Origin of the sequence: Methylosinus sp. sav-2, assembly GCF_004366495.1 — a bacterium.
Taxonomy (GTDB): Bacteria; Pseudomonadota; Alphaproteobacteria; order Rhizobiales; family Beijerinckiaceae; genus Methylosinus.
The window spans coordinates 30,879-51,394 of sequence record NZ_SOEJ01000004.1; the positions used below are offsets into that span (position 1 = coordinate 30,879).

Here is a 20,516-nt window from a genome sequence, read left to right on the forward strand (position 1 = left end):
TGCGCCGCGGCGCGAGTCCTTTTTCCGGAACAGGGTCAAATGGCGGAAATTTTGCGCGTCGGCGTCGCGGGCTTGGGCACGGTGGGCGCTTCGGTCGTGCGGCTGCTGCAGAGGCAGGCGCAAGCGCTGGCGGCGCGCACGGGGCGCGAGATCGTCGTCACGGCGGTTTCCGCCCGCGACAAGGGCAAGGACCGCGGCGTCGACCTCGCCGGCGCGACCTTCTATGACGATCCGATCGCCCTCGCCGCCTCCGACGGCATAGATCTTTTCGTCGAGCTGATCGGCGGGTCCGAAGGACCGGCGCGCGTCAGCGTCGAGACCGCGCTCGCCAAGGGCAAGTCGGTCGTCACCGCCAATAAGGCGCTGCTCTCCGCCCATGGCTCGGCGCTGGCCGAGCTGGCCGAGAGCCGCCATGTCGCGCTCGCCTTCGAGGCGTCGGTCGCCGGCGGCATCCCCATCGTCAAGACGCTGCGCGAAGGCCTCGCCGGCAATTCGATCGAGCGCGTCTATGGCATTCTCAACGGCACCTGCAATTACATCCTCTCGCGCATGGAGGCGGAGCGCCTCTCCTTCGAGGAATGTCTGAAGGAGGCGCAGCGCTTGGGCTACGCCGAGGCGGACCCGACATTCGACATTGGCGGGTTCGACACGGCGCATAAGCTGTCGATTCTCGCCTCCCTCGCTTTCGGCGCGCGCATCGCGCCCGAGGCGGTCGAGATAGAAGGCATAGAGCGCGTCACCTTGGCCGATATTGACGCGGCCGGGGAGCTGGGCTTCCGCATCAAGCTGCTCGGCGTCGCCCAACGCACGGCCCAGGGCATAGAGCAGCGCGTGCATCCCACAATGGTGCGCAAGACCACCGCCATCGCCCAGGTGATGGGCGTCACCAACGCCGTCACCATAGACGCCGACGCCGTGCATGAGCTGACCTTGGTCGGTCCCGGCGCCGGCGGCGACGCCACCGCCTCCGCCGTCGTCGCCGATGTCGCCGATATCGCCAAAGGCGTGCGCTCGGCTCCCTTCGGCCTGCCGAGCGCCGCGCTACGCAAGCTCGAGCGCGCCCCGGCGGCGCTGCATGAGGGCGGCTATTACATCCGCCTCGCCGTGCCGGATGTGCCGGGCGCCTTCGCCGCCATCGCCACGGCCATGGCCGAGCGCAAAATCTCGCTCGAGAGCATCATGCAGCATGGCGCGCGCGCGGCGCGGCGCAGCGGCGCCGCCCATGTGGGCGCGCAAGTCGGGGTGATCCTCATCACCCATGCGACGACAGAACGTCTGGTGCGCGAAGCGCTCGACGCCATCTACGCCGACGGCGTCATCGCCGAGCCGGCGCAGGTCATCCGCATCGAGCGCGAATAGCGCATCGCCGGAGAAAAATGCATGGCGCGCCCCGCATCGGCCGCAGAAAAATCCCTCGATCGCAATCTGACCCTCGAGCTCGCCCGCGTCACCGAGCGGGCGGCCGTGGCGGCGGCGCGCTGGCGCGGGCGCGGCGATGAGATGGCCGCCGATCAAGCCGCCGTCGACGCCATGCGCAGCGAATTGGGCCGGCTGGCGATTCGCGGTCGCGTCGTCATCGGCGAGGGCGAGCGCGACTCGGCGCCCATGCTGTTCATCGGCGAGGAAGTGGGCGCTGGCGGCGGCCCGCGCGTCGATCTCGCCGTGGCGCCGCTCGAGGGCTCGACGCTCTGCGCCAAGGATATGGCGGGCGCGATCTCCATCGTCGCCATCGCCGCGGCCGGCTCGCTGCTCTATGCGCCGGATGTCTATATGGACAAGATCGCCATCGGCCCCGGCTATCCGCCGGGCGTCGTCGATCTCGACAACGAGCCGGGCGCCAATATCGCCGCCCTCGCCGCGGCCAAGGGCGTCGCGGCGCAGGACGTCACTATCTGCATTCTGGACCGGCCCCGCCATGCCGAGCTGATCGCGCGTTGCCGTGCGGCGGGCGCATGCGTGCGGCTCATCAGCGACGGCGATGTGGCGGGAATCATCTTCACCGCCCAGCCTGCGGAGACCGGCGTCGACATGTATCTCGGCGCCGGCGGCGCACCGGAGGGCGTGCTGGCGGCCGGCGTGCTGCGCTGCGTCGGCGGCCAGATGCAGGGCCGCCTCGTGCTCGACAGCCCGGCCAAGACGGCGCGCGCGGCCGAAATGGGCGTGCGCGATCCGCGCAAGAAATATGAGCTGGAGGAGCTGGCCTCCGGCGATGTGGTGGTCTGCGCGACCGGCGTCACCGACGGGCCGCTGCTGTTCGGCGTGGTCTTCGGCAAGGATGCGATCGAGACAGAGACGCTGGTCTATCGCTCCTCCACCGGCACGGTGCGGCGCATCAGCGCCCAGCATCGCGTGAGCGGGAAATTCGAGCTAGACTAAAAATCCTTCGCCCGCGACGCTTTCTTTTCCAGCCGAGGAATTGACGATTTCCGCGCCCATCTCCGATCGCACCGGCGAGCTTCTGCGCCACCTCGCCGCGAGGCCGGGCCACGATGAAGTGAAGGCCGATTTCCGCGAGCTTCTCGTCGAGGAGTTCGACGTCGAACGCAGCGCGCTCGAATTCGAGCGGCGCGTCCCCGAGGTGCGCGGACGCCTGGACGCCCTCATCGGCCGCACCGTCTTCGAGGCGAAATCGGACCTCGCGCGCGAGTGGCCGGATGTGGAACGGCGCATGCCGGACTATCTCGCCGACCGCGAGCGCGAGGAAAGGCAGAAATTCGTCGGCCTCGCTTCGGACGGCCAGAAATGGGCGGCCTTCGAGCTGGCCGAAGGGACGCTGACCCTCATCAAGGAAACGCTGCTCGACCCGGAGAGGCCCGAGGCCTTTCTCGCCTGGCTCGACGGCGTCGTCGCGCTGAAGAGCTCTCTGCCGCCGGACCCCATCACCATCCGCGCGGAGCTGGGCCAGGATTCGCTGGCCTTCCGCCGCGCCCATGCCGAGCTGGCGGCGCTCTGGACCGCGCTGGAGAACGACCCCGCCGTCGCCCTCAAGCGGCAATTATGGGCGGAGCTGCTCAAGCTCGTCTATGGCCGCGAGGTCGAGAATGAGGCGCTGTTCTTCCAGCACAGCTTTCTCGTCATCGTCGCCAAATCGATCGCGCTCGCCGTGCTGGGGCTGCGGGAGGACGATCCCGCCCGGCTGCTCTCGGGCGAGGCCTTCGGCGCCGCCGGCATTCAAGGCGCGGTGGAGAGCGATTTTTTCGACTGGGTGGTCGCCGATGCGCGCGGCCGGGCGCTGGTGCGCCGCATCATGGCGCATGTCCGGCGCTTTCGCCTGCATGAGGTCGAGAGCGACGTCCTCAAAATTCTCTATGAATCGCTCATCGACCGCGACGAGCGCCACGGCCTCGGCGAATATTACACGCCCGACTGGCTCGCCGCCAAGGTCGTCAAGACAGCGGTCGCCTCGCCTCTCGAGCAGCGCGTGCTCGATCCCGCCTGCGGCTCGGGGACCTTCCTCTTTCATGCGATTCGGCTGTTTCTGGCCGAGGCGGAGGACGCCGGCCTCGATCCGGCGCGGCGCGCCTTCGAGGTGTCGCAGCATATCGCCGGGACCGATATTCACCCGGTCGCCGTCATCATCGCCCGCGTGACCTATCTTCTCGCTCTGGCCCCGGCGCTGGCGGTGCGGGCCGGATCGATCTCCGTTCCGGTCTATCTCGGCGATGCGATGCAATTGTCGATCAGCCAGCTGATGGCGGGCAAGGAGCTGACCATTCGCGTGCCGCCGCCGCCGGCCGGCCAGGGCCGCAGCGGCGAGGTGGACGCCAACGGCCGCGAGCAATTGGATTTTCCCGACACTTTCTGCCGCGACCCGGCGCTGTTCGACAAGGCGATCGAACGTATGCGGACAGGCTCCGAGCAGAGCATGACGCGCGCGCAGATCGAGAAGGCGCTCTACCGCATCACCGAGCAGCATTACCGCGCCGATGTGACGCGCGAGCAGGAATTGGCCATCGCCGACCTCGGCAAGACCTATGTGACCTTCGACCGCCTGCGCCGCGAGGGGCGCGACTCGGTCTGGGCCTATGTGGCGCGCAATCTCTCGCGCCCGCTCGCCTATTCGGCCGGGGGCGGCTGGGCGCATGTCGTCGTCGGCAATCCGCCCTGGGTCGCCTATCGGCATATGAGCGTCGATCTGCAGAAGCGGTTCAAGGAGCTGGCCAAAGGCGAGCGGGTGCATGTGGCGCGCGTCCCGTCGCAGAACGACCTCTGCGCACTCTTTACCGTACGTGCGGCTTCGCTCTATTTGCGCTCTGCTGGTCGCATTGGCGTCGTATTGCCCTTGGCGGCATTGACCCGGGGACAATTCGAGCCCTTGCGAAAAGGGTCGTTTGAAAGCGTTCGGATCGCCTGGGACGCAGCTTGGACGATGGACGAGTCGGTCCAGCCGCTATTTCCCGTGCCTTCGTGCGCTCTCTTCGGACGACGACGTGCGACCTCGAGTCCGATCCCGGAAACGGTTCGCGCATATTCGGGAACATTGCCTTTCCGTGACGCATCCGAAGAAATTGCTGATGAGAGATTAAAAGTTGTCGAAAATGCACCGTCATTAGAGACGGCCAAACATCGAGGAGGCTCGCCCTACCGGACAGCGTTTCGAAATGGAGCTACTCTGTTTCCACGAATGCTCGTGCTCGTCGAACGAAAAAGCATGGGGCGCCTTGGTTCGGACACCGCCGCGCCTGTTGTCAAAAGCCGCAGGTCGACGCAGGAAAAAAGGCCTTGGAAGGACTTGCCTGGGATTGAAAGTCGCGTCGAGGCCGAATTCCTGCATCCCTTGTTGCTCGGTGAGAGCATATTGCCCTATCGACCGTGGAATCCATTGGAAGGTGTCGTTCCCGTCAACGAATCCGGTGTCGTGCTCGACTCAGAAGCAGCTCTAAGCCAGGGTTTCGACGGCTTAAACGGCTGGATGCGGAAGGCAGAAACGCTGTGGGATGCAAACAAGCGCTCGGAATCCGTGACGCTCGCGCAGCTATTCGACTATTTCGGTCAACTCACCGCGCAGTTTCCACTCGCTAAGCTGCGGGTCGTGTATGCAGCCTCCGGCTCGGCTCCCGCCGCCTGTATCGTGCGAGATTCGCCTGCCGTGATAGAGCACAAGCTCTACTGGTCTGCGCCCGCTTCCGAAGCCGAAGCGCGCTATCTCTGCGCTATTCTCAACTCGGAGACGACACGCGCCCGCGCGGAAGCTTGGCAGTCACGAGGCCAATGGGGCGCGCGCGATTTCGACAAGGTGATCTTCAACCTTCCCATCCCCCGCTTCGATGCGAAAGACGCCACCCATGCCGGTCTCGCCAAAACGGCGGCGAAGGCGGAAAAGCTGGCTGCGGGACTGGTTCTGCCGGAGGGCGTCAAATTCCAGCGCGCGCGCCGGCTGGTGCGGGAAGCGCTGGCCGATGCGGGCGTGGCGCAGGAGATCGACGCGCTCGTCGCCCATCTGCTCGACTCATAGGCTAGGGAGCTTTTCTTGTCCGTGAAATTTGTTCTGGCGCCCGTCTTCGCTCTCGTCGCACTCGCTCTGGGGCTGCTCGTCGCTCTCGCGCTGTCGCGCATTCGCGCGCTGCGGGGCAAAGTGGTGAAGCCGGCGGATATAGCGCTCAATCGGAACTGGCCTGACCAAATCGCCCAGCTCGCCAATTCCTACGCCAGCCAATTCGAGCTGCCCGTGCTGTTCTACGCGCTGGTCGCGCTGACGCTGGTCACGGAGAAAGCGGACCTTTTATTCGTCGCGCTGGAATGGGCCTTTGTCGCGACGCGTTACGCGCACGCCTCTATTCACGTCACCAGCAATCATGTGCAGCGGCGATTTTTCGCCTTCGCGGCGGGCTTCGCGCTGCTCGCCCTCATGTGGGCGATCTTCGCCGCGCGGATCGTCTTTTCCTGACGATCCGCGGCCGCGAGCTCGAGGCCGAATGACATTCGCTGGCCGCATTATTCATGTTCGGCGGAACATGAATAATGCCTCGTCGCTATCGACTAGAGCGCTTTCCGATCGAACGGAATCGTTCGATCGATCAGAACCACGCGAGAATCTAGCGCTTTTCCTGCCGAAGTGGATGCCGGTTCGGCGTTGGAAACGCGTCGATCAGGATCTTTCCGCGTTTCGATGAAACATGGAAAGATTCTTCTAGCCCCGACCGGCGGGAAAGGCGTTGCGCAGGCTCCGCTGGAGGGTGCGAACGGACACGCCCAGTTCCTCCGCCACCTCCTGTACCTGCGTCTTCTCCTGCCGTATGGCTTCGAAAGCGTCAGCGATCTGATCGGGGCTGAGCGATTTTGGCCGCCCGAGCGTGCAGCCGCGCGCCCGCGCAGCGGAGAGCCCCGCCCGCGTTCTTTCGCTGATGAGGGAACGCTCGAACTCGGCCAGCGCCGCCATCATATGGAACATCAGCCGGCCGCCCGATGAGGTCGTGTTGATGTTCTCGGTCAGGGACTGAAAATTAATCCCTCGCTTTCCGAGCTTATCCATCAACGCGACGAGACCTGGCAAAGACCGGCCGAGCCGATCCAGGCGCCAGACGACCAAAGTGTCGCCGGACTTCAAACTCTGCATCGCTTTCTCCAGACCGGCGCGACTGAAATCAAGTCCTGATCGCCCATGATCCGTAAAAATTTCATCACATCCTACCTTTTCTAAGGCTTTGAGCTGCAGATCGAGTTTTTGCTCGTCTGTTGATACTCGCGCATAGCCGACGATCATTATTTGTTCTCGTGTCTCGATGCCAAAACGGCGCTGCCACGTCGTAAAGAATCGGTTTTTGTCTACCAAACTATCTCATTACGAGACAGAAAGGCTTGACAAAATCGGTCCTTTGTGACCATAACTAGCGCGTAAAAATCCTGTGACATCGTGCGCATGTTAGCATTGTAATTACAGGATTATTTTAACCGAGCGCATATTTCAAGGCGCAGGCAAGAAAGGACCGTTTATGCCGCAGAATCGGGAGTTCGACGCTGCAGCCCTGCGCCGACGCGGGGATGAAAAAATGTCTTCTTTCCCTTCGAGCTTCGGCGGCGACGGGCTTGCAGTCCCGGACGAGCGCGCGGCCCACCGCGACCTCGAGGCCAGGGATATCCGCGTGTCTGACACTGTCACCGGAATGATGATCGCCGCAGTCTCCGGCGCGGTTGTCGGGTTTCTGACTGCCGGAGGAGTTGCTTGCGCGGCTCTGGTCTTCGTGTCGGCGATTGTCGGCGCCTATGCGGGCTGGCAGGCGCGAGGCGGCGAATGATGGCGGACCATTCCACACGCGGCTCCGGCGTGGCGCCTTTCGGACGGCGTGGCCTGCGCCGCGACGACGAGCCGGGCAGCCGGCGCCGATCCGGGGACGAGCAGAGCAAGTATCGGCGCGTCAGACTGCGGACGCTCGGCGCGGAGCTGACGCTCGTCTATGTCGCGGACTTTCAAGGCCTGGCGCCGCAGTTTCTGGTGCGGTTCGACGAAGACGGGCCATATCTTTCCGTCGGGGATCCAGTCGCGTTTTCACTGGCGTCGAAGGAAGAGCCGATCGGTCGTGAATCACCCCGCCGTCCTCGCGTCCTCTCCGACGCCGATTCCGAGCGGAACCGAATCCTGCTCATAGCCGGAGACGAAGACGCGATCGATCGCGCCGCCGCTCAGGCTCCTCAAAGTCGTGGACAAATTCCGCTCGACACAGCGGATATAGCCGTGGACATGCTCATCGGCTATTCGATCGAGGCCGTCGAACGGCGGCTCGTCCTGCGCACATTGCGCCGTTTCAACGGCGATTATCGACAGACTGCCTTCGCTCTGGGACTGTCCACGCAAGAATTGTCGGCAAAACTGCTGGCGCTGCTCTACGCGGACGCATCCTCGACCGCGGAATGACGCTGCGGAACGATCTTCGCCGCAGCGGATCGTCTTTTCCTGACGATCCGCTGCGGCGAAGCGAAGCTCAGTATTTGCGGCCGGTCTCGAGCTGCGTCTTGGCGTCGAGCGGCTTCTTCGGCGGCGGGGTCAGGTCGGGCTGCGACTGAGCCGCGCAGGCGGCCAGCGAGAGAGCGAGCAGAATAGCGGCGAACGGACGAAGAGAGCGCATCTTTGGCTTCCGACGGTGTGTGTGGAAAACGCCGTGGCTTTCGCGGCGCAGCATGACTTCAGCTAGGCCATTGGGGCCAGATTGTGGCCGTGAGCTCTACCATGGCGATTTTCTGAGACTTTTTGCTTTTCCATGCGCTATCTCACCTCTCGAGGCGCACTGGCGCTGGCCTGCCGGCCCGCGAGGCCGTAAAGCAAAAGCGACATGACTCCCGCCGCACAAGTCTCCGCCGCCATTGAAATCCTCGCCGAGCTCGCCGAGCGCCGCCGTCCGGCCGCCGATGCGATCAAGGATTGGGGACTTTCGCACCGATTCGCCGGCTCCAAGGACCGCGCGTCCATATCGAGCCTCGTGTTCGACACGCTGCGGAAACGCGCCTCGGCCGCTTTCCTGATGGGCGATGAATCGCCTCGCGCCGTCGTCATCGGCGCGCTGCGCGAATCGCACGGGCTTTCCGTCGATGAGATCGCGGCGCTGTTTTCCGGCGAGGGCCACGCCCCCGCCCCGCTCACGGCCGAGGAGCGCGAGCGCCTCGCCACAGCGACGCTCGAAGGCGCGCCGGCGCATATTCTCGGCGACTATCCCGAATGGCTGGCCGAGCGCTTCGACGCCGCCTTCGGCGCGGCCGCCGCCGAGGAGGGCCGCGCTCTCGCCGCGCGCGCGCCGGTCGATCTGCGCGCCAATATTTTGAAGGCCTCGCGCGAGGACGCGCTGCGCCGTCTCGCGCATCTCTCGCCGGAGCCGACGCCTTTGTCGCCGCTCGGCCTGCGCATCGCGCCGCCGGCCAAGGGCCGCGGCCCGGCGCTGACGGCCGAGCCCGCCTATGTCAAAGGCCTGGTCGAGCCGCAGGACGAAGGCTCGCAGCTCGCCGCCCTGCTCTGCGCCGCCGAGCCGGGCGAGCAGGTTTTGGATCTCTGCGCCGGCGGCGGCGGCAAGACGCTGGCGCTGGCCGGGCAGATGCACAATCGCGGGCAGATCTACGCCTATGACGACGACGGCCGCCGCCTCACCCCCATCTATCCGCGGCTCGAGCGGGCCGGCGCGCGCAATGTGCAGGTCCGCGCCCCGCGCGGGAAGACGGATGTGCTCGTCGATCTCGAGGCGCGCTGCGGCCTCGTGCTGATCGACGCGCCCTGCACCGGAACCGGAACCTGGCGCCGCCATCCCGACGCCAAATGGCGCCTCGCCCCAGGCGCGATCGAGCAGCGCATCGCCGAGCAGCGGGAGCTGCTGGACAAGGCCCCGCGCTTCGTGAAGGCGGGCGGGCGCGTGGTCTATGTCACCTGCTCGCTGCTGATCGACGAGAATGAGGCGCAGATCGCGCGCTTTCTCGAGGGACATGCGGAATTTTCCGCCGTTCCGGCGGAGGAAGCGGCGGCCAAGGCCGGGCTGCCGGAGCTAGCGCAATTCGCCTCGCCGCATGGGGCAGGCATTCGCCTGACGCCGCACACGGCAGGGACGGATGGATTCTATGTGTGCGTGCTGAAGCGCGGGTGAATAGCGAAATTTGTCAAAGCTCGTTATTGCGCTATCTTTGGCCGAAGAAACCTTTGTCCCCGAGCGAGCCCATTGCGAGCGACCCCATGAATGTGAGCCTCACCCCAGAGCTTGAGCAGCTGGTGCATCAGAAGGTGCAGACCGGCCGCTACACATCCGCGAGCGAAGTGGTGCGCGAAGCGCTGCGCCTGATGGAGGAGCGCGACCGGCTGGAGGCCTGGCGCAAGGATGAGATCCGCGCGCAGATCGCTGCGGGCCTCGAGTCGCTGCGGGCCGGAAAAGGCGAGGACGGCGAGGACGTGTTCGATCGGCTGGAAGCGGAGATCGACGCCGAGGAGCCGCGCGGCGCCGAGTGAGCCGCTTTCGCCTTTCGCCGGAAGCCCAGAGCGACCTCGACGCCATAAGGCGCTATCTGACTCGCCGAGGCGGACCGACGCTCGCCCGGCATGTGCTGGGCGAAATTCGTCGCGCGCTGCGCGTCATCGCCGAGAGCCCGGGGATAGGGCATAAAAGAGAGGACCTCACCGACGAGAAGGTGAAGTTTTGGCCGGTCTTTTCCTATTTGATCGTCTATGAGCCGTCGATGCGTCCAATCGGAATCGTGCGCGTCATTCACGGAGCACAAGACGTCGAGACGATGTTTTCCGAGAAGCCCCCGCAAATGTGAGCGGCGCTCCGCGCCAGAGCCTTCGCCTTTCGTCTCACAACATCCCGAGGGGGCGCGCCGCGCTCTTGCGCATTGCCGACGACGAGAGGTAGTCACTAGCTCTCACGCGCCCCCACACACGAAAGACCAGCATGACCGCCACTGAGAGCTTCCACCACGACATCGCCGATCGCCACGACAAGCTGCTGATCGTCGATTTCGGCTCGCAGGTGACGCAGCTCATCGCGCGGCGCGTGCGCGAGGCGGGCGTCTATTGCGAGATCGCGCCCTTCCAGAGCGCCGAGCGCGCCTTCGCCGAAATCCGCCCCAAGGCGGTGATCCTCTCCGGCGGCCCCTGCTCCGTCACCGAGGACGGCTCGCCGCGCGCGCCGCAGAGCATTTTCGACGCGAAAATCCCCGTGCTCGCCATTTGCTACGGCGAGCAGCTGCTGGCCGCGCAATTGGGCGGCGCGGTGGAGGGCGGCCATCATCGCGAATTCGGCCGCGCCGAGATCGGCGTCGTCGAGGAGAGCCCGCTCTTTGCCGGCGTGTGGGAAAAGGGCGGCCGCTATCCCGTCTGGATGAGCCATGGCGACCGCGTCACCCGCCTGCCGGAAGGCTTCCGCGTCATCGCCGCTTCCGAGAACGCCCCAATGGGCGCCATCGCCGACGAGGCGCGCCGCTACTACGGCGTGCAATTCCATCTCGAGGTGGCGCATACGCCGGACGGCGCCAAGCTCATCTCCAATTTCGTCCACAATGTCGCGGGGCTGAAATCCGATTGGACCATGTCGGCCTTTCGCGGCGAGGCGATCGAGGCCGTGCGCCGCCAAGTGGGCGCGGGCCGCGTGCTCTGCGGGCTTTCGGGCGGCGTCGATTCCGCCGTCGCCGCCGTGCTGATCCATGAGGCGATCGGCGATGCGCTCACCTGCGTCTTCGTCGATCACGGCCTGTTGCGCGGCGGCGAGGCGGAGGAGGTCGTCACCCTCTTCCGCGATCACTACAACATCCCGCTCGTGCATGTGGAGGCGCAGGAGCTGTTCCTGCAAGCGCTAGAAGGCGTGGAGGACCCGGAGGTCAAGCGCAAGACGATCGGCCGCCTGTTCATCGAGACTTTTGAAGAAGAGGCGAAGAAGATCGCCGCCGACGGGCGCGGCGCGCCGCAATTTCTGGCGCAGGGCACGCTCTATCCAGATGTGATCGAGAGCGTGTCATTCTCCGGCGGGCCTTCGGTGACGATCAAATCGCATCACAATGTCGGCGGCCTGCCCGAGCGCATGAATATGAAGCTCGTCGAGCCCTTGCGCGAATTGTTCAAGGACGAGGTGCGCGCGCTCGGCCGCGAGCTGGGCCTGCCGGAGGCTTTCGTCGGCCGCCACCCCTTCCCCGGCCCCGGCCTCGCGATCCGCTGCCCCGGCGGGATCAGCCGCGAGAAGCTGGAAATTCTGCGCAAGGCGGACGCCATCTATCTCGACGAGATCCGCAAGGCCGGGCTCTATGATGTGATCTGGCAGGCCTTCGCCGTGCTGCTGCCAGTGCGCACAGTGGGCGTGATGGGTGACGGCCGCAGCTACGACCATGTCTGCGCCCTGCGCGCGGTGACGAGCACCGACGGAATGACCGCGGATTTCTACCCCTTCAACATGAATTTTCTAGGCCGGGCGGCGACGCGCATCATCAATGAGGTGCGCGGGGTGAATCGCGTGGTGTACGACGTGACCAGCAAGCCGCCGGGGACGATCGAGTGGGAGTGAGGAGGCGAGCGGCCGGCCCATTGAAATCAGCGCGGCGCGCGGCTATGTTTGACAAACTAGAAATTCGTACAACATAGAGGCGCCGTCATGGCAAAGCCGTCAAAGAGCGAGCCCGCAATCGAAGGCGCGAAGCAATCCGCTCGAGCCAAGGGCGAAAGCGTGACAGGACGGGCGATGGCGGCAAGCCACGGCGTCAATCAGGCTCGATTCGACGCCATCATGCAGGCCGCGGAGCGATCCGGCCTGCTCGCGGAAAAGAGCGGCCGCATCGGCGGGCGCGTCAGTCCAGTTCTGGTCGCCCAGGCGAAGCGGAGGACCGGCATAGAGACGGACACCGATCTCATCGAATTCGCCCTTGCCTCCATCGCGCTCGAGGACGATTTCGCTGAAACGTTCAAAAAGTCCCGCGGCAAGATCGATCCGGATTTGAAGCTCGGCTTCTGACGTGACGGCATTCGATTTCGATGCGGCTCTACGCTGGGTTCGGCTCGATGCTCGGCGGACGCTCGCGCGGCGAGCGGACGGCGAGCTTCCCTTCGTCGATGCGAGCCGCATCGGTGGGCAAGGGCTGCTGCTCGACACTTGCGTCTATATCGATCAGATGCAGGACCGGACGCCGCAATTGCTAGACGATCTGATCGCGCGCCGGCAGGTCAATCATTCGACGGTCGCGATACAGGAGATGATGCATACGGTCGGCGCGCTGCAGCCCACAGACACGCGCACCGGCGCAGTCGTCGCCGAAATCCGCAAGCAGATTGCCGCCATGCCACCGCATCGGATTTTTACGCCCGATGCGGAGGTTCTGGGAAGAGCGGCGCTGCTGTCCGGCGCGCTCTGCCGCCTCCGAAGCTATCAGAAGGATGGCAGGCTGCGCGCGCTTCAGGACTGTGTCCTGTTCCTGCAGGCGCGAAAGCTCGGATTGGTCGTGCTGACCGCGAATATCGGCGACTTCGACCTGCTGCTCCAGCTCGTCCCCACGGGACGGGCTTTATTCTACCGCCGCAAATAAGCGCCGCTATCTCCGCCATGCCGGAACGCGGCGCGGCAGTTACGGCGCAGACGCAGCCTCACGACAGCCGCCCCAGCCGCGCTCGCCCCCATCACATCCCCGTGACCACCGGCTCTCCGGCCTTCTGCCAGCCGATGATGCCGCCGCCGAAATGCGTGCTCACGTCGCGGCGGCCGAAGAGGCGGGCCTGCTCCATGGCGTTCACCGAGCGCTTGCCGGAGCGGCAATAGACCACGACCTTCTGACCCTCGGCCGGAGCCGGAATCTTGCTCGGATCGAAGGCGGACAGCGGCACGAACAAAGCGCCGTCGATATGGCCCTGGGCGTATTCGTCCGCCTCGCGCACATCGACGAGAATGATCGATTTGTCGGCGATGCCGCTCTTCAGATCGTCGAGGCTGATCTCGCTATACCACTCGGCCATTTCGCTCTTCCCAAAATCTCTGCGCGGCCACGCGGGCTTTGGCCGCAGCCGCAAAGGCTCGGGCAGCGGCTTGAAGCGTCGCGCGGGCGCGTTAGGTGGCAAGCCCTCGGGGGCGTTGTTTCCGCCATTTGACACAGGAGCTCCACAAATGTCCAGGAATGCATCGCTCGCGCTCGCGGCCACTGTCGCGCTCGTCGTCGCGGCCTCGCCCGCCTTCGCCGAAGTGCAGATGTTCAAGGGCGATCTCTCCGGCGGCGCGGAAAATCCGCCGAGCGCGAGCAAGGGCGTCGGCTCCATCGCCGTCACGCTGGATCCCAAGACGCGGAAAATCAGCTGGAAGGGCTATTTTGTCGGCCTCGAGGGCCAGGAGCTGAAGGCGCATTTCCACGGTCCCGCCAAGGCCGGCGAGAAAGCCGCGCCGGTGCTGCCGGTCGAGGCCGTGGAGGAGACATTCCAGGGCTCGGCGACGCTCGACGCCAAGCAGGTCAAGCAGCTCGAGGACGGCCAATGGTATTTCAACATCCATTCGGCCAAGCATCCCGAAGGCGAGCTGCGCGGACAGCTGAACCGCGTCCGGTGACGCCCTGCCCTATTGCGGATTCTCGAGGCTGAAGGTCTGCGCGCCTTCGTCATAGGCGAAAATCTCGCCATAGCGGCCCCAGGTGGTGACGCTGCGCAGCGTCATCTCCGCATAATCCTCGCTCATGTAATCCTCGAGCTCCTCGCGGAAGCGGGTGGCCGGCGCGTAATGCGACGGCCGCTCGTCCAGCACGCGGCGGATGCGCTGCGCCAGCGGCACATAGGCGAGCAAATGGTCGCCGAACAGCTTCTTGCGCTGGTCGACGTCCATCTCCGCGAAGCGCTTGCCGGCCGTCGTCAGCTTTATGTCGCCCTCGGCGAGCTCGGCGAAACGCAAGAGCTGCAGCGTTTCGGCGACGGGGAAGAGATCGTCGATCTCGAGCTGCAGGCTGTCGGCGAGCGCAGGGAGATCGGCCTTGCCGTCATAGGGCGGCGCGGCGACCTCCTCGATCATGCCGGCGAGCGTGTTGGTGGAGACCGTCGGCAGCGCCATGCCGAGGCCGAGCCCGGGGAAAGTCCCCTCGCGCTTGGGCGGCTCGGCGCGGCGCGTCATCAGCGCGTAAATCTGGTCCACGAGCTGGCGGAACTCGGGATCGAGCCGATTGCGCGGATGCGCCAGCGTCACGCGAATTTCCGCGGCGATGCGGCCCGGATTGGAGGAGAGCACGACAATGCGGTCGCACATCAGCACCGCCTCCTCGATATTATGCGTCACCATCAATATCGATTTGATCGGCATGCGGCCTTCGACCCACAGATCGAGGAGATCGGTGCGCAAGGTCTCCGCGGTCAGCACGTCGAGCGCCGAGAAGGGCTCGTCCATCAAGAGAATATTGGGCGCGACGACGAGCGCGCGCGCAAAGCCGACGCGCTGGCGCATGCCGCCGGAAATCTCCTTGGGAAAAGCGTTCTCGAAGCCGTCGAGGCCGATGATGTCGATCGCCTTCAGCGCGCGGCGGCGCGCGTCCGCCTCGCGCACGCCCTTGGCGCGCAGGCCGAGCTCCACATTGGCGAGCACGGAGAGCCAGGGAAACAGGGCGAAGCTCTGAAACACCATGGCGACGCCATCGACCGGGCCGGCCACTTTCTCGCCGCGATAGAGAACGTCGCCCCCCGTCGGCCGCGCCAGGCCGGAAACGATGCGCAGCAGCGAGGATTTGCCGCAGCCGGAACGCCCGAGCAGGCCGACGATCTCGCCATCGTCGAGCCGCAGCGAGATATCGTCGAGAACGAGCGGGCCTTTTTCGCCGGAAGAGCGGCCATAGGCCTGGAAGACATTGCGGAGCTCGAGCAGAGGCGCTTTCGTCGCGGACATGGCGGAACCCTTCAGGAGAGGCGCAGGCGCCGTTCGACGAAGCCGAACAATTGGCGCCAGAAGAGACGGTTGAACAAAATGACGACGACGCTCATCAGCGAGACGCCGAGCACGATCTTCGGATAGTCGCCGGCCGCCGTCGCCGCGGCGATATAGGCGCCTATGCCCTGCGCCTCGATCGTGTCGTCGCCCCATTTCACATATTCGGCGACGATGGAGGCGTTCCAAGAGCCGCCCGAGGCGGTGAGCGCGCCGGTCACATAATAGGGGAAGATCGCCGGCAGAATGACATTCTTCCACCAGGTGAAGCCGCGAATGCGGAAATTCGCGGAGACCTCGCGCAGATCGTTCGGAAAGGCCGAGGCGCCGGCGATGACATTGAACAATATGTACCATTGCGTGCCGAAGATGATCAGCAGCGACAGCCATATGTCGGGATCGAGCCGGAAGGTGAGAATGCCGACCACCGCTATGGGGAAGAGCACATTCGCCGGAAAGGCCGCCAGAAATTGCGCCAGCGGCTGAATCTTCTCGGCGATGCGTGGACGCAGGCCCACCCAGACGCCGATCGGAACCCAGATCAGCGTGGCGAGCGCGATCAGCACGACGACACGGATCAACGTGTAGAAGGTCAGCAGCAGCGCATGGCGAAGCTCGTCCAGGCTGACGGCGCTGCGCACGAATTCGAACACGAGATAGAGCGAATAGAAGAACACCGCGCCGATCGCCGCGAACCAGACGATATCGAAGAGGACGGAGGCCCGCCGGCTCTGCGGCAGGCGCGGCGCCGCAAAGGGCAAGGCCATTTTCCAAAGCGAAGCGCGGCGCAGCAGCGAGGCCGGCCAGGAGGCCGCGACGCGCAGCCAGCGCGTGCGCACGAAGAGATCGCGCACCCAGCTCTCGGCTTCGTCCTGCGAGGCGGAGAGCTCGACGCGGAACTTGCCCGAGAAGGCGACGATGGGCCGAAACAGCAATTGGTCATAAGCGAGAATGATGAGCGCCACCGCGACCACCGCCGCCACGACGCAATCGATGCGCTTGCTCTCGATCGCGAGGGCGAGATAGGAGCCGACGCCCGGCAGACGCACATTCACGTCGCCGACGGTGATCGCCTCCGAGGCGACGACGAAGAACCAGCCGCCGGACATGGACATCATCATGTTCCAGATGAGGCCCGGCATGGCGAAGGGCGCCTCGAGCTGCCAGAATTTCTGCCAGGCTGTGAGACCGAAGCTCTTGGCCACCTCGTCGAGATCGCGCGGCACGGTGCGCAGCGACTGGTGGAAGGAGAAGGCCATGTTCCAGGCCTGACTGGTGAAGATGGCGAAAATCGCCGCGCCCTCCGCGCCCAAAGTCGAGCCGGGGAAGAGGCCGAGGAAGAAGGTCACGGTGAAGGAGAGAAAGCCGAGCACCGGCACCGACTGCAGCACATCGAGCAACGGCACGAGGATCATCTCGGCGCGCCGGCTCTTGGCGGCGAGAGTGGCGTAGACGAGCGTGAAGAGCAGCGAGAAGCCGATCGCCGCGAACATGCGCAGAGTGGTGCGCAGGCCGTAATAGGGCAGCGCCGAATAATCGAGCGACAATTGCGCCGTCTCGGGCGCCTCGAGCGGCAGCGCCATGCCGCGCCAGCCGAAAGCAGCGAGCGCGAAAACGCCGAGGACGAGCGCGAGGGCGACGATATCCCACAGATTGGGCAGAGTGCGGCGGCCGAGCGAGGTGAGCGCGACGAAATTATTGAGCATGAACGACCGGCTTTCGGCGAAGCGAGGCGCAGAGATGGCCGGCGGCTGGGGCTCCGGCGGGAGAGCATGTCGCACAGCCGGATATCGCCGTCACCTCCCGAAAGACGGGAATCGAGCGGCCCCTACGCTACGCGTCGCCGTCCAATGGCCAAGCCAGATGACAATTGCGTGTCGCCGCCGAGCGGGATCGCGGAAAAGCGGTTTCAGGCCGGCTCAGAAATTATTGGGAAAGGAATTCCGAGCGCTCAGCGCGCCCCCATGGGCGCGGCGCGGGAGTCGCGGCGGGCCTCTCCCTTGGGCAGAGAGCCGGTCGGCGCGGGATCGATGCGCGCGCTGTCGAGCCGATCGAGCCTTTGCTCGAGCCGCTCCAGCCGCGAGGCGCCCGAATCGCGCGCCGTCTCCAGCGCGCGCAGCCGCGCCCCGGCGCGCAGCGCCTCCTCGTCATGGCGTAGCGATTCGATCAGCGCCCGCGTCGCCCGCGCCTCGTCCAGCAGGCGGGCGATCTCGCGACGCTGCTCGAGCCCGAAAGAGACTTCCGGCTTCCAGTCGAGCGCCTTGGCGAGAGTCTGGCCGTCTATGCTCTGCGCGGCCTGCAGCGCATTTTTGACGCCGGTGCGCGAGCCCAGAGAAAAGCCGGCCGCTGCGCCTGCGCCGATCGATACGGCGACGACGACGAGAAGCCGGGACATTCGGAGGCCATTGGGCCGCGAAGGGGGCGCTGCGCGGCGCGCTGCCATCGACATGAGAGACCTCCTGAGCGACGCCGAGGCAATGTCTCAGTGGTCCGAGTGTCCGCGCCCATGGTTAACGGCGCGTTAAGCGCGAATGGCCGCCGGCGCGAGACGCGTCCGACGGCCGGAACGATGCGTTTCGAAGAGCGCTTCGTCAGTGCGCGCGCTGCTTCATGGCGCGATGCGGAATGTCGCTATAGGGCGCGATGCCATGGCCGCCGACCGAGGAGCGCCACTGATTATTGTAGGAGCGGCCTTGGCTGGAGGAGGAGCGGCCCTGGATCGCCGAACGGCCCTGCGAGCCGCTCTGGCCGGCGACGCGCGCCTTGCCGGAGGCATTGCCATATTTGGAATTTTTCTGAGACGACCAGCTTCCGCCCGCGGCGGAGGAGCGGCCTTTCGCCGCCTTGGAGGCGCGCGAGCCCGGATAGTCCTGATAACGAGCCTTGGCGATATCTGAGGCCGCGCCGGCGGCGAGCGCCGGAACCGCCGAGGGCAAAGCAAGCGCCGGAGCCGTCATCGCCGGTAGAGAGATGGCCAGCAATCCGAGCGCGACCGCGCCCATTGTCAGATTCGTGAGGTTCATTTGCACACTCCCGTATCGCGAGCCCTGCGTGAGGTCCCGCGGCGGCCCCCCAGGGCGTCACAACGTGCGGGACGCGGGTCGGTTCCCTCGGCTCTCGTCGCGCCCCGCCGCGCTGGAGCCCACCCGAAGGGGCGGCGGAGCGCAAGATTGCAAGTGGAGGCGACGCTACCTATAGTCCGCGCCAATTCCGGCCGCGATCATCAGGTAAAGAGCCGGAGCCCCGCAACGCCCAAGGGAAGCCCCAAATCATGCTGGAAGGCCTGCGCATCGCCTCGCAACATCGGATCGGCCGCATCATCCTCGGGCTCGTCATGGGCTTTATCGCGCTGAGCTTCGCGGTGTGGGGCATAGGCGACGTGTTCCGCGGCTTCACCTCCACGCGCCTCGCCAAGGTCGGCGCGGGCGAGATTTCGGTCGAAGCCTATCGCAGCGCCTATCAGAACGAGCTGCGCCGCCTGCAGCAGCGCGCCCGCCGCGCCATCACCAATGAGGAGGCCCGCCGCTTCGGCCTCGATCAGCAGGTGCTGCAGCGCATGATCACCGATCTCTCCCTCGACCAGAAGACGAAGGCGCTCGGCCTCGCCATCTCCGAGGACGAGACCTTGCGCCTCACCCGCGACGAGAATGTCTTCAAGGGGCCGACCGGCAAGTTCGACTCCGACCGCTTCAAGCAGCTCATTCGCGACGCCGGCTATACGGAGCGCAGCTTCCTCCTCGAGCAGAAGGGAAGCTATCTGCGCAAGGCGCTGACCGATTCCATCGTCTCCGGCCTGGAGCCGCCGCGCCTCGTGCTGGAGGCGCTGCATCGCTTCCGCAACGAGGTCCGCGAGATCGACTACTTCCTGCTCCCCGCCTCCGCCGTCGGCGAGATCGCCAAGCCGAGCGAGGAAGAGCTGAAGAAATATTTCGCCGATCGCGAGCAGAGCTTCCGGGCCCGCGAATATCGCAAGCTCGCGCTCCTCGCCGTGACGCCGGCCTCGCTCGCCAAGCCGCAGGAGGTCGCCGAGGCCGATGTCCGCAAGCTCTATGACGAGGTGAAGGCCAAGCGTTACGGCACGGCGGAGAAGCGCCATTTGCGCCAGATTCTCTTCGCCTCGAAAGACGAAGCCGAGAAGGCGCTGGAGCGTCTGAAGGGCGGCCTCTCCTTCGACGCGCTGGCCGGCGAGCGCAAGCTCTCGCAAAAGGACATAGACCTCGGCCTGCTCGAGGCGCACGACCTCGGCGACAAGCAGATCGCCGAAAAAGTCTTCGCCTCGCGCGAGCCGGGCTTCGTCGGCCCGCTGCAGACGGCTTTCGGCTCGGCGATATTGCAGGTCGAGAAGATCATCCCCAGCGTTTTCACCCGCAGCTATGAGGAGGCCGCCGAGGAGCTGCGCCGCGAGATCGCGCAGGAGCGCTCGGCGCCGTCCGTGCGCAAGCTGCATGACGCGATCGAGGATCAGCGCACCGGCGGCAAGACGTTGGCCGAGGCCGCCAAGGCCGCCGGCCTCGATGTCGCGACGATAGAGGCTGTGGATTCGACCGGCCTCGACCCCGCCGGCAAGAACGTTCCCGGCCTCTTCGGCTCCGAGGATCTGCTGAAGGCGGTGTTCGCCTCCGATGTCGGCGTCGACAATGACACTGTGCCGACGCGCGACGGCGGCTATGTCTGGTTCGAGATCGCCAAGGTGGAGCCGGCGCGCCAGCGCAGCTTCGACGAGGTGAAGGAAGCCGTCGAGACCGCTTTGCGCGGAGAGAAGCAGCAGAAGGCGCTGACCGAGCGCGCCGATGCGCTGACCGCGGAGCTGCGCGGCGGCAAGGCGATAGAGGATGTCGCCAAGGGCGCCGGCGCCGAGGTCCGGCATGTGAGCGATGTGAAGCGCGCGCCGCATCCGGAACTGTCGACCGCGGCCATCGTCGCCATTTTCGACGTGGCGTCCAAGGGCGCCGGCTCCGCCGCCGTCGATGGCGGACGCCTCGTCTTCGAGGTGAAGAGCGCATCGACGCCGGCCTATGATCCCTCCTCCATCGAGGCGAAGGCGGCGGCGGACCAGCTGCGGCCGGCCTTCACCAATGATATTCTCGAGCAATATGTCGGCGCGCTCGAGAAGGTCTTCAACGTCTCGATCAACGAGCATGCGTTGCAGGCGGCGACCGGCGGAGCGGAACAGAACCAGTGAGCGCA

21 protein-coding genes are annotated in these 20,516 nt (G+C 65.5%); 14 read left to right on the plus strand and 7 right to left on the minus strand.

Going from position 1 to position 20,516, the window contains the following annotated elements; all coding sequences use genetic code 11:
* Positions 1 to 39: 39 nt before the first annotated feature.
* The 4 genes from EDE12_RS10030 to EDE12_RS10045 are packed head-to-tail and all read left to right on the plus strand — an operon-like array spanning position 40 to position 5,887.
* The gene (locus EDE12_RS10030) at positions 40 to 1,359 is read left to right on the plus strand and encodes a homoserine dehydrogenase (protein WP_026598918.1); all 1,320 of its coding nucleotides are present in this window, start codon (positions 40 to 42) and stop codon (positions 1,357 to 1,359) included.
* 21 nt (positions 1,360 to 1,380) lie between these two features.
* Positions 1,381 to 2,376, plus strand: coding sequence for a class II fructose-bisphosphatase (gene glpX, locus EDE12_RS10035; RefSeq protein ID WP_026598919.1), 996 nt, complete (start codon positions 1,381 to 1,383; stop codon positions 2,374 to 2,376).
* Positions 2,377 to 2,416: 40 nt separating this feature from the next.
* On the plus strand, positions 2,417 to 5,455 hold the full coding sequence (locus EDE12_RS10040; RefSeq protein WP_084768545.1) for an N-6 DNA methylase: 3,039 nt from the start codon (positions 2,417 to 2,419) through the stop codon (positions 5,453 to 5,455).
* 21 nt (positions 5,456 to 5,476) lie between these two features.
* Positions 5,477 to 5,887, plus strand: coding sequence for an MAPEG family protein (locus tag EDE12_RS10045; RefSeq protein WP_348630679.1), 411 nt, complete (start codon positions 5,477 to 5,479; stop codon positions 5,885 to 5,887).
* Positions 5,888 to 6,130: 243 nt separating this feature from the next.
* Here EDE12_RS10045 and EDE12_RS10050 read toward each other — a convergent pair whose 3' ends face one another.
* Positions 6,131 to 6,703, minus strand: coding sequence for a recombinase family protein (locus EDE12_RS10050; RefSeq protein ID WP_026598921.1), 573 nt, complete (start codon positions 6,701 to 6,703; stop codon positions 6,131 to 6,133).
* Between the two features lie 229 nt (positions 6,704 to 6,932).
* Here EDE12_RS10050 and EDE12_RS10055 point away from each other — a divergent pair, with 229 nt between their 5' ends.
* Positions 6,933 to 7,235 (plus strand): hypothetical protein, encoded by a 303-nt coding sequence (locus EDE12_RS10055; protein WP_026598922.1) that lies wholly within the window; start codon positions 6,933 to 6,935, stop codon positions 7,233 to 7,235.
* Between the two features lie 29 nt (positions 7,236 to 7,264).
* The gene (locus EDE12_RS10060; RefSeq protein ID WP_208326065.1) at positions 7,265 to 7,852 is read left to right on the plus strand and encodes a hypothetical protein; all 588 of its coding nucleotides are present in this window, start codon (positions 7,265 to 7,267) and stop codon (positions 7,850 to 7,852) included.
* 67 nt (positions 7,853 to 7,919) lie between these two features.
* On the opposite strand, the gene EDE12_RS21850 is transcribed toward EDE12_RS10060, so the two are convergent.
* Positions 7,920 to 8,063 carry a hypothetical protein gene (locus EDE12_RS21850; protein ID WP_018266023.1) on the minus strand — a complete coding sequence of 48 codons (144 nt, stop codon included), beginning with the start codon at positions 8,061 to 8,063 and terminating at the stop codon, positions 7,920 to 7,922.
* 204 nt (positions 8,064 to 8,267) lie between these two features.
* Between EDE12_RS21850 and EDE12_RS10065 the strand changes: the two genes are divergently transcribed.
* The 6 genes from EDE12_RS10065 to EDE12_RS10090 all read left to right on the plus strand — a co-directional run bounded on the left by EDE12_RS10065 (position 8,268) and on the right by EDE12_RS10090 (position 12,972).
* Positions 8,268 to 9,560: an RsmB/NOP family class I SAM-dependent RNA methyltransferase gene (locus EDE12_RS10065; RefSeq protein WP_026598924.1), complete on the plus strand. Its 1,293-nt coding sequence runs from the start codon at positions 8,268 to 8,270 to the stop codon at positions 9,558 to 9,560.
* An 86-nt stretch (positions 9,561 to 9,646) separates the two neighbouring features.
* Entirely contained in the window at positions 9,647 to 9,916 is a 270-nt protein-coding gene (locus EDE12_RS10070) for a type II toxin-antitoxin system ParD family antitoxin (RefSeq protein WP_024880384.1), read from the plus strand.
* Entirely contained in the window at positions 9,913 to 10,227 is a 315-nt protein-coding gene (locus EDE12_RS10075; protein ID WP_051592505.1) for a type II toxin-antitoxin system RelE/ParE family toxin, read from the plus strand. Before EDE12_RS10070 ends, EDE12_RS10075 begins: the two co-directional genes overlap by 4 nt.
* 131 nt (positions 10,228 to 10,358) lie before the next feature.
* A complete protein-coding gene (guaA, locus tag EDE12_RS10080) occupies positions 10,359 to 11,960 on the plus strand; it encodes a glutamine-hydrolyzing GMP synthase (RefSeq protein WP_051592506.1) in 1,602 nt (533 codons plus the stop codon).
* Positions 11,961 to 12,134: 174 nt separating this feature from the next.
* Positions 12,135 to 12,404, plus strand: coding sequence for a hypothetical protein (locus EDE12_RS10085; protein ID WP_036290993.1), 270 nt, complete (start codon positions 12,135 to 12,137; stop codon positions 12,402 to 12,404).
* Between the two features lies 1 nt (position 12,405).
* On the plus strand, positions 12,406 to 12,972 hold the full coding sequence (locus tag EDE12_RS10090; RefSeq protein ID WP_026598927.1) for a DNA-binding protein: 567 nt from the start codon (positions 12,406 to 12,408) through the stop codon (positions 12,970 to 12,972).
* A gap of 91 nt (positions 12,973 to 13,063) precedes the next feature.
* Here the strand turns inward: EDE12_RS10090 and EDE12_RS10095 are convergent, their stop codons facing one another.
* Positions 13,064 to 13,396, minus strand: a complete 333-nt coding sequence (locus EDE12_RS10095; RefSeq protein ID WP_024880404.1) for a rhodanese-like domain-containing protein — start codon at positions 13,394 to 13,396, stop codon at positions 13,064 to 13,066.
* A 148-nt stretch (positions 13,397 to 13,544) separates the two neighbouring features.
* On the opposite strand from EDE12_RS10095, the gene EDE12_RS10100 reads away from it, so the two are divergent.
* Entirely contained in the window at positions 13,545 to 13,976 is a 432-nt protein-coding gene (locus EDE12_RS10100) for a CHRD domain-containing protein (RefSeq protein ID WP_024880405.1), read from the plus strand.
* 9 nt (positions 13,977 to 13,985) lie between these two features.
* On the opposite strand, the gene EDE12_RS10105 is transcribed toward EDE12_RS10100, so the two are convergent.
* From EDE12_RS10105 to EDE12_RS10120, 4 genes are all read right to left on the minus strand, one after another.
* Positions 13,986 to 15,290: a nitrate/sulfonate/bicarbonate ABC transporter ATP-binding protein gene (locus tag EDE12_RS10105; RefSeq protein WP_024880406.1), complete on the minus strand. Its 1,305-nt coding sequence runs from the start codon at positions 15,288 to 15,290 to the stop codon at positions 13,986 to 13,988.
* Positions 15,291 to 15,301: 11 nt separating this feature from the next.
* Positions 15,302 to 17,035, minus strand: a complete 1,734-nt coding sequence (locus EDE12_RS10110) for an ABC transporter permease subunit (RefSeq protein ID WP_026598928.1) — start codon at positions 17,033 to 17,035, stop codon at positions 15,302 to 15,304.
* A gap of 245 nt (positions 17,036 to 17,280) precedes the next feature.
* The gene (locus tag EDE12_RS10115; RefSeq protein ID WP_245275777.1) at positions 17,281 to 17,724 is read right to left on the minus strand and encodes a hypothetical protein; all 444 of its coding nucleotides are present in this window, start codon (positions 17,722 to 17,724) and stop codon (positions 17,281 to 17,283) included.
* Positions 17,725 to 17,920: 196 nt separating this feature from the next.
* Positions 17,921 to 18,352, minus strand: a complete 432-nt coding sequence (locus EDE12_RS10120) for a hypothetical protein (protein ID WP_026598929.1) — start codon at positions 18,350 to 18,352, stop codon at positions 17,921 to 17,923.
* Between the two features lie 248 nt (positions 18,353 to 18,600).
* Between EDE12_RS10120 and EDE12_RS10125 the strand changes: the two genes are divergently transcribed.
* Positions 18,601 to 20,511, plus strand: coding sequence for a SurA N-terminal domain-containing protein (locus tag EDE12_RS10125; protein WP_026598930.1), 1,911 nt, complete (start codon positions 18,601 to 18,603; stop codon positions 20,509 to 20,511).
* Positions 20,512 to 20,516: the final 5 nt, after the last annotated feature.